2 protein-coding genes are annotated in these 14,352 nt (G+C 48.2%); both read right to left on the bottom strand.

Annotation, left to right across the window (positions count from 1 at the left end):
• Positions 1-932, bottom strand: a 932-nt coding sequence (locus VN105_RS10995) for a PorP/SprF family type IX secretion system membrane protein (RefSeq protein WP_325640764.1), incomplete at its 3' end; no start/stop codon positions are given.
• 89 nt (positions 933-1,021) lie between these two features.
• Positions 1,022-14,011: a gliding motility-associated C-terminal domain-containing protein gene (locus VN105_RS10990; RefSeq protein ID WP_325640762.1), complete on the bottom strand. Its 12,990-nt coding sequence runs from the start codon at positions 14,009-14,011 to the stop codon at positions 1,022-1,024.
• Positions 14,012-14,352: the final 341 nt, after the last annotated feature.

Here is a 14,352-nt window from a genome sequence, read left to right as displayed (position 1 = left end):
AAACTCTGGCTGCCATTTACCAGTCGGCGCATATTGGAAGTATTGGCATCATAGCTTAATCCCAGTACAAAGTTCTTGAAATGGAAGCCTGCAAAGGGAATCACGGCATCATTGAAGCGATAGTTGCCTCCTACCAGGAAGTCAAATTCGGGATTCACCAATAGCTGTGCATACATACCAGCCACTATTTCTTCCGCGTTACCCTGCCGCATGTAAAGTCCGGTAGGGGTAAGGGTGATGGATTCGTTCAGCCTGATCTTGGTACCTCCGTGAACGAGGTATCTTACCGGCAGTTTTCTTTCGGTACCATCAGAAGAAAAGGGATCTTTAGGTTGTGTAAGATGCTGGGCTGCGAATCCTGCAAATGGATTCAACATATGATTGGGATTACCATCAAAATAAACTACTCCCGCACCTGCATCAAACTGGTTGGAAGTGGTATTGCTCACATTTTCGCCGTTAAATATGCTCGGATCAAAACCTGTTACCGGCTGATACTGGCTACCTGTCTGAAACTTGGCGGGATCCAGCCTCCTGTTAATTAACCCTGCATTAATTCCGAAAACCAGCTGGCTGGTTTTGGTGCGGCCAAATTTCACACCGGTATAGGAAACGCTGGCCATTGCATTAAAGTAATTATAGCCAGCGTCTCCGGCCGACATATTCATCACATTAATACCAACGCCTATATTCTTATCGGTGGCCGCATCGGCAGAAATCCCCACAGTAGAGAAGGGTTTCCCATAATTGGCCCATTGGTTGCGATAATCGGCGCTAATCCTGTAGTCACCATCTATCACGCCTGTGAGGGCCGGATTAAGCCATAACGGGTAGGCATAATACTGTGAGAAATGCGGATCAACCTGGGCAACAGAAGTGCGGGGCAATAAGCTGCTCCATAAAATCATTGCAACTATAAAAATCCTTTTCATAGGAACATTTTTAAAGATTTCCGGATAAACCGGGATGCTTTGCAGCACCCCGGTTTTATTTTTGATTTGATCTTGCTGATGAATCATCGTTATCTCATGAGGGTTACGTTACCTTTCTTCGTAATCACTGTACCATCCTGCATTGTAGCTTTCACTATCCATACATACACACCTACCGGTTGTTTCTGTCCGCTCATGGTACCATCCCATCCCTGGCGCTGATCTTTTGATGTGAACACCAACTGACCCCACTGGTTGTAGATCCTAAATTCAAGTTGTGCAATGGCGGTTCCATATACATACTCGATATCATTTATACCATCACCGTTCGGACTGAAGAGGTTTGGTACGAAGATGTTATTGCCTTGTGGGTTCTTCGTTTTATCTGTTACCGCGTTAGACAGTGCACTGTTTTCGCAGGTGGATGCTCCGATGGCACGTACCTGGATTGTAGCGCTCTGGTTTGGCTGCAAACCGGATATGGTATGCGTGGTACCGGTTGCACCTGAGCTTGGCGGTATGAATGTGATGCCGTTATCTATTGTTACCTCGTAGCGTTGTGCGCCTGTTACCGGTGACCAGCGGAAGGTGATAGCAGTAGCAGTAGTGTTGTCTACTGTTACAGTTGGCGCCGGCAGTGGTTGTGCCAGGCTGATATCAACCCTTGTTCTGGCCGAGCTGGTGCAACCACCTGCAGTAAGTGCTTCCACATAGTAAGTAGTATTGGCATTCAGCGCTGGTGTAACAAATGTTGCACCTGTGGTGATCGGCGTACCGTTAGTTGCTACTGAGTACCAGCGGAATTCAACATCCGGTGTAGTAGAAGTAGCCATCAGTATTGCTGTGCTGCCCGGGCATATCGGATCGTTTCCGGTTACCGCTGGTGCTGCCGGCGGAAGCACTACTTCAACGCTCACAGCAGTACGTGTTGGGCTTGAACAGCCATTGCTGTTGGTTGCTTCCAGGTAATACATCTGGTTAGCTGTTACCGCCGTTGTTGTATAAGATGTGCCGGTGGAGACAGCAGTACCACCTGTTGCCGTAGTATACCATTTATAAGTGAGTGCACTGTTCGGACCCTGTACACTAAGATTAGCTACCTGGCCGGAGCAAACCTTCACGGTTGCACTGGTTACTATTGGAGCTGCCGGTGACGGGTTCACGGTTACTTCCACCCTTGTTCTGCTTGCGCTGATACAACCGCCGCTGGTAGATGCTTCCAGGAAGTATACAGTACTTACTGCTGGTGTGATAGTGAAATCTGCACCGGTAAATGCCGCTGTTCCTCCGGTTGCTGCGGTGAACCATTTATAGATGATGCCCGGTTGTCTGCCTTTCACGGAAAGTACCGCTGTATGTCCGCTACAAACCGTTAACGGATCGGCCAGTGGTGCATCTATATCATTTGTAACAGTGGCTGTTACTGCTTTGCGTCCGCTGCTGCAACCCTGGCTGTTCAATGCTTCCACATAGAAGATACTTGTTGCTGCCAGTGGTTCAGTTGCATATGAAGTACCGCTTGCCAGGAATACGCCGTTATTCTGCGCATCATACCAGCGATAAGTCAATGACGCGTCCGCGCCTTTGATAGTGAATGTTACCGTACCACCTATGCAGGTTGTCAGGTTATCAGCATTTACTTCCGGTACCGGCGGTGTTGGATCAACGGTAACGGTTACCGCTGTTCTGCTGCTGGAGCAACTTCCCACGTTTGCCTGTACATAGAAGGTAGTAGTCTGAGTAACCACCGGTACGTTGTATACTGCATCAGATGAAAGCAGGTTGCCGCCTGTTGCCGCATCGTACCACTGATAGGTAACACCAGGTTTGATTGTTTTAACAGCAACAGTAATTCCTGTGCCGGCACATGTTTTAAGTGCAGAGGCTACCACATCCGGCGCTGTTGGCGGTGCAACTACAGTTACAGTTGCTTTTACCCTGGCGGAAGGACTACCGCATTGGCCGGTAGTACCTGTTGCTTCCACATAATAATCCATGCTGGTAGTGAGCGGTCCTGTCTGGAATACTGGTCCTACGCCTACTGAATCAGTGCCGGTTGCTGAAGTATACCATTTATAGATGATTCCATTGGTAGCTGATGTTACACGGAGCGTACCGGAGCTTCCCACGCATACTGTAAGCGCATTGCTTTCCAGTATTGGTGTTGGTGCTTGTCCTACGCCAACTGAAACCTTCGCTCTTACACTATTACTGCAATTACCATTGTTTGCTTCAGCATAGAAATCTGTGCTTGTATTTAATGCCCCGGTTGTGTAGCTGTTGCCTGTGGCGAGCAGCGTACCACCTGTTGCAGCGCTGTACCAGCGGTACGTTACACCTGCTACCGGGTTCTTAATTGAAAGTGTTACACTACCTCCCTGACAAACGAACAGGGAAGTGGAAGCAATTTCAGGTACTGCCGGTACGCTCTTCACGGTAATGGTGGCTTTAGTTCTGCTTGCGCTTGGGCAGCCTCCGTTTACCAGTGCCTGAACGTAGTAGCTCATGGTACTATCAAGTGCGGTGATGTTAAAGGTTGTTCCTTCATTCACCTTATTACCGCCTGTTGCCGCATCGAACCATTCGTAGGTGATGCCTGCTGCAGGGCTTTGTATCTGCAGTGTTACATTCTGACCTTTACAAACTTCCGCACTGTTACTTACCAATACAGGAGCCGCTGGTACTGGTACCACGTTGATCTTCGTTGTAGCTCTTGCCGATGGTTTACCACATTTCGAAGTGTCGCCGGTTGCTTCTACGTAGTAGGTTGCATTAGCGGTCACATTATCTACTGTGAAGATTGGTCCTGTAAATACAGCCGTTCCTCCGGTTAATGCAGTGTACCACCTGTAGGTGATATTATTCACAGAAGATGTCACTTTCAGTACGGCTGTTCCACCCTGACATACTGTTACATTGTTGCTTTCCAGTATTGGGGTTGGAGCTACGCCCACACCGATAGACACTTTTGTTCTGGCAGCACTGCTACATCCTCCCAGGGAGGCTTCTGCGTAGAAGTCTTTCGAAGCAGTAAGGCCTGTTACCTGATACACCGGTCCGGTGAACAGTAATGTGCCGCCTGTTGCTGCGCTGTACCAGCGGTAGGTGAGTGTATTATCTACATTCTGAATACTTAATGTAGCGGTATCGCCTACGCAGATACTGATTGAAGATGCTGTTATAATCGGAGTCGGTACATCACTTACGGTCACTTTCACTTCTTTCGCGCTGCCGGCGGCATTAGCGCACCTGTTGTTTCCTTCTACAGTTACATAGAATGAAGTGGTAGCGCTCAATGCACTGGTAGTATATGTTGCGCCTGATGCAAGGAATTTGGTCAGGGCAGCATCTGCATACCATTTGAATACCGGGTTTGTTACGGTTGTTGAAGAAGCAGTGAGTTTAACCGTTGTGTTTGCACAGATGGTTGTATCTGCTGCTGTTATATCCGTTGGAGTGGCCGTGCTATTTACTGTTACTTTCACGGCTTTCAGATCACCCGCTTTATTTTCACACTTACCGGCATTGCTTACACTTACATAGTAGGTGTATGTACCTGGCATCAGTCCGGTGATAGTTAATACACCGGTGCTGCTTACACCTTGTGTGATAGGACCGGTCCTGTCTGGATTAGCATACCACCTGAACACCGGGTTCTGTACAGTAGTGGTAGTTGGTGTCAATACCGCTGTATCACCTGCACAGATTATCTTATCGGCGATCTGGATATCGGCCGCTGTTGAAGCGCTATCTACAGTGAGTGTTATTCTTGTGCGTCCGCTATCGCTGGTACAGTTACCTGCATTTACAGCTTCCACGTAGAAGTTATAAGTACCAGCCTGCAGACTTGCCGGAGTGGTGTACTCATTACTGTTGGTTACCAGTACTGCTCCGCCTGTTGCTGCATCATACCAGTTGAACTGAACACCTGCCACTGCTTTTACTTTCAGGGTAGCTGGTGTGTTCAGACAGGTAGATACGTTGCCTGCTTCCGGAACCGGTGCAGCCGGTGATCCCTGAACAGTTACTGTTACCGGCGCAGATGCAGCACCCGGACAACTGTTCCTGGTTGGTACCACTGTATAAGTGTATACTCCGGAGTCGAGAGTGGACGGTGTTACATAGGCAACGCTGTCGATCAGGTGGTTACCCTTGCTGTTGTACCAGCTGTAAGTAATACCTGGTGCAGGGTTTATCACACTAAGGGTAGCTTGTTTACCCTTACAGATGGTAGCGTTGTTCACCTGTACTTTCGGTTGAGCAATTGCGCGTTGTGCGTAATTGAAATCAACGTCGATCAATGCACCCACAATACCTGATCTGAGTTTCACTTCCACGCCATCGAATTGTTTGGTTGGTACAAACCACAGGATAGCACTTCTGTTACCGCTCAGCAGATCCAGGTGCAGGAGCGGATTAGATGTTAATACGGAATCTCCTGGTGTATTACCGTTATAGGTAGTGAGTTGTACACTGCCGAGCACCGATGCAGAAAGGATCTGGCTTGGGTTCGACAATTTCACTCTTACCGTATCGCCCGGAGTAGATAATCCGTTAAAGGTTGCTTTCTGGAATACTGTTGCGTTAAGTGCGCCCAGATTTATTACCAGGGAAGATCCAGTGCTGGTAAAGGCATCCACAGCGAGCTGCGGGTTGTATACGTTGCCCAGCACCAGCAGACCCGATCCGCCGATTGTTTGTCCGGTTGCGGCTTCGCATGGTACCTGACCAGATGGCGGTACTGTAATGGCATTTACAGCAATTCTTGCGGACTTACAGCTAGCTGCACCCGGCAGGGCGGCTTCCACCCAGTAAGTAACGGTTCCGAGAGCGGTAGATACCGGACCTTCGAAATTAGCGCCTTTAAATAAGGTGTCTGTTGCTGTTTGTGTTCTGAACCAGTAAAATTCGGCGTTAGCCGTTGCTGCCTGTGCTTTAAACAGCGGACGCTGACCAATCACAATGGTATCGTTTACAGGCGTTACTGTTGGTGTAGCCAATGCAGTAGCTGTTTTAACGGTAACCGCAGTTCTGGTGGCAGATGTTGTATTACAGCTGTCGTTGATAGCTTCTACATAATAAATAGCCTGTGCTGTTACATTAGTAACAGTAAATGTAAGGCCGCTATCCGGAGCCGGGTTCAACCGGGTGCCGCCGGCGGCTACATTGTACCATGCGTAAGTGTATCCTTTCACAGGATTGTTGATGGCGAGTTGTGCATCAGATCCGGCACACACTTCTACGTTTGCAGAACGGACAACCGGAGCTGCAGGTGCTGCCACCACTTTCACATCTACTCTTGTGCGGCCAGTGCTTGCACAACCATTTCTGAAGGCTTCTACCAGGAAGGCTGTATCAGCTGTAAGGGCGCCGGTGGTGAAGGATACACCATCTTTGCCGGTGAGGTACTGACCTTTGCTGGTGTACCAGCGATAAGTAACGCCCGCTACAGGATCCTGCACATCCAGCTTAGCGGTGTTGCCAGCGCAAACTGTTACCTGTGCAGCCTGCACTTTTGGCGCTGCCAGTGCACGTTGTGCATAATTGAAATCTACTGTTGTCAATGCACCGAGTATACCTGATTTCAGTTTTACTTCCACCGCATCAAATGCTTTGGTTGGTACAAATTCAAGAATAGCCTGTTTCTTACTGCTCAGTATAGTGAGCTTGATAAGCGGATTATTTACCAGGAGAGAATCGCCCGGAGTTGTACCATTGTAGGTGGTTAACTGTACACCGCCCAGCAGTGCTGCTGAAAGCACCTGGCTTGGGTTCGACAGCCATACCCTTACCGTATCGCCCGGAGCAGATACTCCATTGAATTTAGTTCTTTGCCATACCTGTGCATTCAGTGCGCCCAGGTTAATTACCAGGGAAGATCCGGTGCTTAAGCTACCATCTACCGCCAGGGCAGGGTTATACACATTACCCAGTATGAGTAATCCGCTACCGCCGATTGTTTGTGTTGAAGCGCCTTCGCATGGGCCGGGATCCGGACCCGGTTCAGGACCATATACTACTAAAACAGGTACCCTGATAGATTTGCAGGTAGCACCACCTGTTAACCTGGCTTCTACCCAATAAGTAACTGTTCCTGTTACATTGGATACCGGAGGCGTGAATACCGGTCCTGTAAACAGGCTATCGTTACCTGCCTGGCTTGCATACCATACAAATTGAGTATTAGCGGTATTGGAGGTAGCTGTGAGAGCAGTTTGCCGGCCTACAACTGTTGAATCCGGATTTGGTGTAACCACCGGTGCACTTAATGAAGCAGACAATACAATGCTGATGGCTTGTCTGCCTGATGCGGCGCCGCAACTGCTAACAGCTTCTACATAGAATGTAGTATCCCTGTTAACTGCCGGCACATTAAATACAAAGCCGCTATCGGTATTCAGTTTAGTGCCTCCTGTTGGTACATTATACCAGTTATAGGTCAGCTGATGATCCGGGTTAGTTACCTGCAATGATGCATTTGAACCCGGGCAGATATTAACCGTAGCAGGAGCACCTGGTACCGGAGGAGCAGGAGTTACAGTAACGGTTACCGGTATACGATCCGGGTTAGGACAATTATCCGGTCCACCCAGTACGGCAACATAGTAAGTTACTTTACCTGCTACTTTCAGCGTATCAGTAGTATAAGTATTCTGTGTACTTAATACGGTGTTGCTGGTTGAATCAGCATACCAGCGTACAGATGTGCCGGCTGCAGGTGTCACAGAAAGTGTAGCCTTAGTGTTGATACAAGCAGTAGCATTTGTAGTATTTACGGTGGCTTTCGGATATATTATCCTTGCGCCATAGATATCAATTGAATTAAGGAGGTTAAGCACACCTGTCATTCTTACTTCTACACGGTTGTAAGCAGCAGGTGCTACAACGGTTGCCAGGAACTGCTGGCCATTGAGCAGGCGCAGTGTAAGCAGTTTTGACAGTGTATCTGTTTTAACCAGTGTATTATTGTTATAGAGCGAAATCAGGGTACCTCCCAGGAGACTTACATCTCCCAATCCTACTGAATTTCCAAGACGAACCTGAACGCTATCTGCAGCAGATCCGGCGTGCGGGAAGATCAGCTGTTGATATACTGAACCACCGAGCGCACCAACCGGTACCGACAGTGTAGTGAAATTAGTTCTGATACTGTCTATATCATTAGTAGGATTGTTTACACTGCACAGGATACAACCCAGGGTAGTACCTGAAGTCTGACTGGTTGGAACATTACAATCCGGAGAAGGAATTACAACACCTGTTACTTTCACATTTACAGCTGCGCGTGCAGATTCGCAGGCACCTGCAATTCTAACTGCCGCATAATAGGTATATGTACCAGGTGTATTGAATGGTCCTACCTGGATGGTATCGCCCATTCCCTGAACAGTTGTAGCGTCTTTGTACCATACAATGGTAGCACCTGGTACGGGTTGTGCACTTAAAACGGCTTTCACACCGGTGGTTACCACCACATCACCGGTAACAACCGGAGCTGCAGGAGCTGTTACCACGCGTACTGTTGCTGCTTTCAGTGTACCGGCAGCATTTTCACACTGACCAGTTCCGGATACACTCACATAATAAGTATAGTTACCGGCAGCCAGGCCTGTGATAGTCAGTTTACCTGTGCTATCCAGTGCATAGCTTACAGCACCTTCTACCAGTCCGTTAGTAACCGGAGATGTTTTGTTTGCATTTTTATACCACCTGAATACAGGAGCAGTAACGCCTGTTGCTGTTGGGGTTAATACTGCCGGTGCACTGTTGCAGGCAGTAGTCGTATCTGCGATAGTGATATCTCCTGCCTGGCTCATCGGGTTCACTGTTACTCTAACCGGTACACGGTTGGGATTTGCACAGCCATTTGCGCCCACTGCCTGAACATAGTAGGTGAATGTACCTGCTATTTTCAGGGTATCGGTAGTGAGTGTATTTGATGTACTTTTTACAATAGTTGTAGTAGAATCGGTGTACCAGCGCACAGTAGTACCTGCAGCAGGTGTTACAGTTAACACAGCTGGCTCGCCGGCACATACCGCTACATTTTGTGTAGTAACAGTTGGATCCGGAACAACGGCACGTACGTCATAAATATCCAGTGAATTAAGCAGGTTAGCAACACCTGTCAGTTTCACTTCCACGCGATCGTAAGCGCCACCTGCCGGTACGCTGGCAATGTAGCGGTTACCGCTCAATACTCTTAGTGTAAGCAGTTGTGACAAAGTTTGTGTGCTTACAACGGTTGTTCCGTTGTACACTGTTACCACTGCTCCACCCAGTAAGCTTACATCTGCCAGACCGCCTGGAGAAGCCAGGTCGAAGCGGATGCTGTCTGATGCTGCACGTACTTCAGGGAAGATCAGGCGTTGGTAAACAGAACCTCCCAATAAGCCCACCGGTATATTGAGACGGGTGAAATTAGTTGCAATAGAGTCGATGTCGTTAGTTGGATCAGAAACACTACACAGCACGCAACCCAGCGTAGTACCGGTTACCTGACTGGTAGGTACATTACAGTTTACAGGTACTACAGGACCTGTTACGGTAATAACAATTGGCAGGCGGTTGGATATACAACCACCTGTCAGGCTATCGCCTACATAATATGTATATACACCCGGACTTGCGAACGGAGGTAAAGTAATGGAATTACCGGTAGCTATCGGTGCTATTGTGGTATCACTATACCACACTACAGTAGTACCGGGAGCTGGTGTTGCAGTAATGGTTAACGGCAACCCGGTGCTGATGGAATAATTCTGTACTACTGTTGGCGGAGCAGGAGCGCTGGCTACTTTAATTGTAGCAGCTTTCAGGCTTCCGGCCGCATTTTCACAGCGGTTAGCACCGGATACACTTACATAATAAGTGTGATTACCTGGTGTAAGACCGGTTACACTTAACTGACCACCTGCGGTGATGGTGAAAGTGGCCCCGCCTATAACCGCGCCATTTGTAATTGGAGAGGTTTTATTGGCATTTGCATACCATTTAAATACCGGGGTGGTTACACCGGCTGCAGTTGGAGTGAGTACTGCCGGACCACTGCCGCAGCTGGCGGTAGTATCTGCAATCGCAATATCTGCCGGAGTAGCCAATGCATTCACGGTAGCTGTAACCGGAATACGGTTTGGATTTGCGCAGGTGCCATCCATTACCTGTACATAATAGGTAAAGGTACCGGCAGTTCTCAATGTATCTGTTTTAAACGTAGGCTGGTTACCCAGTGATACGCCGCCAATTGAATCTGCATACCACTGAACGGTAGTACCTGAAGCCGGCGTTGCAGTGAATACAGCTGGCTCACCGGCGCATACTGTTACATTGCGTGCAGTAATAACCGGATCCGGTACAATAGAGCGTACTCCATAAACATCCAGTGAATTAAGCAGGTTGGCTACACCGGTGAGTTTTATTTCCACACGGTCATATACGCCACCTGCAGCTACTGTAGCATAGTAACGGGTACCGCTCAGTAATCTTAAAGTGAGTAATTGTGACAAAGTGTGTGTGCTTACAACGGTTGTACCATTATAAACAGTAACCAATGCGCCGCCGAGCAGGCTAACGTCTGCAAGTCCGCCTGGCGAAGCCAGATCAAAACGGATACTATCAGTTGCATCACCGGCTGACGGGAAGATCAGTTGCTGATAAACGGAACCACCCAGTAAACCTACCGGTATATTAAGACGTGTGAAATTAGTGCTAACTGTATCTATATCGTTACCAGGATTTGCAACGCTACACAACACACAACCCAGCGTAGTACCGGTTACCTGGCTGGTAGGCACGTTACAGCTGATAGTGGTAACAGGGCCGGTTACTGTAACAGTGATCTGTATGCGGCTGGAAACGCAACCGCCCGGAATACTATCTCCCGCGAAATAATTATATACACCGGGTGTAGTAAACGGAGGCAACGTAATAGAATTGCCGCTGCCTATTGATGCCTGGGTGGTATCGCTGTACCATACTACAGTTGCTCCCGGAGCCGGTGAAGCCACCATTGTTAATGGCAACCCGGTAGTTACGGAGTAAGACTGGGTCAGGGTAGGAGGCGCCGGCTGGGTAGTTACTTTTATAGTAGCTGCTTTCAGGCTGCCAGCTGCATTTTCGCAACGGTTAGTGCCTGACACACTCGCATAATAAGTATGATTACCAATGGAGAGGCCTGTTACAGAAAGGCTTCCGGAGGCATTTATAGTAAAGGTGGCACCGCCTATAACAGCACCGTTTGTAATAGGTGTTGTTTTATTGGCATCGGTGTACCATTTAAATACAGGAGTTGTTACACCCGCAGCAGTTGGAGTGAGTGTTGCAGCGCCGCTTCCGCAAACGCTGGTAGTATCTGCTAATGTGATATCGGCAGCTGTACCCAGGGCATTTACCGTAACGGTAACAGGCTTGCGATCCGGGTTCGCACAGGTACCGTCCATTGCCTGTACATAATAGGTAAAGGTACCTGCGGTTCTCAACGTATCTGTTTTAAACGTAGGCTGATTACCCAAAGAGATGTTACCTGTTGAATCTGCATACCACTGCACAGTTGTTCCGGCAGCTGGTGTAACTGTAAATTCAGCAGGTTGGCCCGCGCATACTGTTACATTACCGGTTGTGATAACCGGGTCCGGTACAAGGGAACGTATTCCGTAAATATCCAGGGAAGTAAGCAGATTAGCCACACCGGTCAGTTTCACTTCCACACGATCATATACGCCACCTGCGGCTACCGTAGCGTAGTAGCGGGTACCGCTCAGTAATCTTAAAGTGAGCAACTGTGATAAAGTATGTGTGCTTACAACTGTAGTACCATTATAAATGGTAACTACTGCACCACCAAGTAAGCTTACATCTCCCAGTCCGCCCGGTGAAGCCAGGTCAAGACGGATACTGTCTGTTGCATCACCTGCAGAGGGGAAGATCAGTTGTTGATAAACGGAACCTCCCAGTAAACCTACCGGTATATTTAAACGGGTGAAATTGGTGCTAACAGTATCAATATCGTTGCCGGGGTTTGCAACACTACACAGTACACAGCCCAGCGTAGTACCGGTTACCTGGCTGGTAGGTACATTACAACTGGTAGTAGTAACAGGGCCGGTTACTGTAATTACCACGGGAAGGCGGAAAGAGGTACAGTTTCCGGTGGTTCTTACACCTGCATAATAGGTATACACACCAGGAGTGGTAAACGGAGGCAGGGTAATTGAACTTCCTGTAGCTACCGGCGCCTGTGTGGTATCGCTATACCATTCAATGGTGGCGCCGGATACCGGAGTAGCTGTTAATACCAGCGGCAGCCCGGTTGATACTGAATAGGTTTGAGAAAGAACCGGAGGTGCAATTTGCGCAGATACAGTTACAGGAGCCGCTTTCAGCGCATTGGCGGCGTTTTCACAATGGTTGCTGTCTGATACACTTACATAATAGGTATAGGAACCGGCAGCAAGACCAGTAATGCTTAATTGCCCTGTAGTATCAATCGTATATTTAACTGCTCCTTCAACCAGGCCGTTTGTAAGAGGCCCAGTTTTGTCAGCATTTTTATACCACTTGAATACAGGTTTATTATTTACAGTGGCAGAGGTAGGCGTTATGGTCACAGTGTCTGCGAGGCAGGCCTGCGTTGTTGCCGGAACAGTAATATCTGCAGCGGTAGAGAAATTATTTACCATTACCGTTACAAGTGATTTGGCTGATTCAGTAGAACAGCCCACTCTGGTGGCGGAAACATAATAGCGGAAGCTTCCTGCTACATTTACAGGAGGGCTGTAACTGGTGCTGTTGGAAGCTACAACAGTAGTTTGTGTAGAGTCGTACCAGGTATAAGTTAAACCTGCTTCAGGGTTACTTACGTTCAATGTAAGCGGGGCGTTCAGGCAGGTTGTTCTTACCGGGCCGCCGCTTCCCGTTTCCGGACCAGCGGGGAAACGTTGTATTTCATGTACTCTCAGGGAGGCGAGTGCGCCTGCCAATCCGGAGCCTATCTGCACCTGTACATGATCAAAGGGAGCCGAAGGAAGGAAAGTCAATGCCTGCAGATTTCCTCCGCCTGCAAAAAAGTTAAGACGTAACAGGTTGCCATCTGCCTGGATATTATCCACAACGGTAGAACCATTATAAGTTATAATCCTTACAGAGCTAAGCACCTGTAAAGTAAGCAGTGAAGCGGGATCAGAAACAACGACGCGGATAGAATCTCCAACTTTGGAAAGACCGGGAAATACTGCTGTTACCTGTGCACTGCTGCCCAGGGCGCCAACAACGCTGCTTAGTGTAGCGTAATTAGCAGCAGTAACAATACCATCGCCTGCTGCAGCGGGGTTGGTTACAACGCCCAGTGAAGCTGCCTGCCCGGTAACGCCATACAGCACGTCTATTGCAGCGCCGCAATTGATAGTACCTGAAGCAGGAGTATTATAATAGGCCGAAAACACATTTATGCTACCGGCCACTCCTGCCAGCCCACCATCTACTGTTACTCTTACCCTGTCGTATGTAGCACCTGGAGCTGCTAAAAATATTTCCGCCTGGTTACCACTTGCCAACAGGGTTAATACTGAATTATTAGCGAGGGCAACTGCACCTACCGGTGTGCTGCCATTATAAGCCTGTACAGTGATACCTCCAAGCAGGTTAAGATTTACCAGTGTACCCAGTGTACCTGCAGTGCCTAATTTAACGATCGCCGGTGTATTATTTGTAACAGGCGCAGGGAATATGAGGTCCTGCGATGCTGTGGCACCTAAGAGTGTAACCGTTGTAGTGATAGTGGATGCTGTTGACAGGGAACCATCTGTTGCCTGACCGGGATTTGAAACACCACAGCCAACGCAAAGCCCTGTAGCCCTGCTTACCTGGTTGTTTGCATATACCCTGGTGGTATAGGTTTGCGCCTGGCTATGCGGCGCGCTTGTACCAAACAGGAATAGTAGTAACAGGAGACTTTTCCATGCCAATGACCCACCTTTATAAAAAAAGTGTGCAACGCTGGTTTTCACAGCATTCTTCCCTGCGGAGCGCGGGGTACAGAAAAGGGCAGTAAAAGGGCTATTAGGAGTAGCTTTTGAATGCATAGCATCAAATATTTGAATAAAAATTGTTCAGTTTCATTGCAATACAACAAAACTCTAAAGGGAGGCAGGCAGGTTAGGAATGGCTTGGGGAAGGGATACTGGTTGATAAAAAAGTATACTTCCTTGCGGTTATTTGTTAAAAGAATGTTACAAGAACGCTACGAATGTAGATTTAAGGGCTGGTTTATGGATGTGCCTTTCTTGTTCATTTCTGGCTGGCAATTCAGTTTGTTCAGTTACTATTTTTTCTGTTCATTTTATTCATTCACAAAAAACAGGAAAGAGGAAATAAGAGAAGGAAGGCCCTGAAAGGCTGGATAACCCTGGTGAAAATATTTTTT

It is taken from the genome of Chitinophaga sp. (assembly GCF_035564935.1).
GTDB lineage: Bacteria > Bacteroidota > Bacteroidia > Chitinophagales > Chitinophagaceae > Chitinophaga.
Note: the sequence above shows the minus strand (reverse complement) of the source record. Positions and strands in the feature narration are given on the sequence as shown.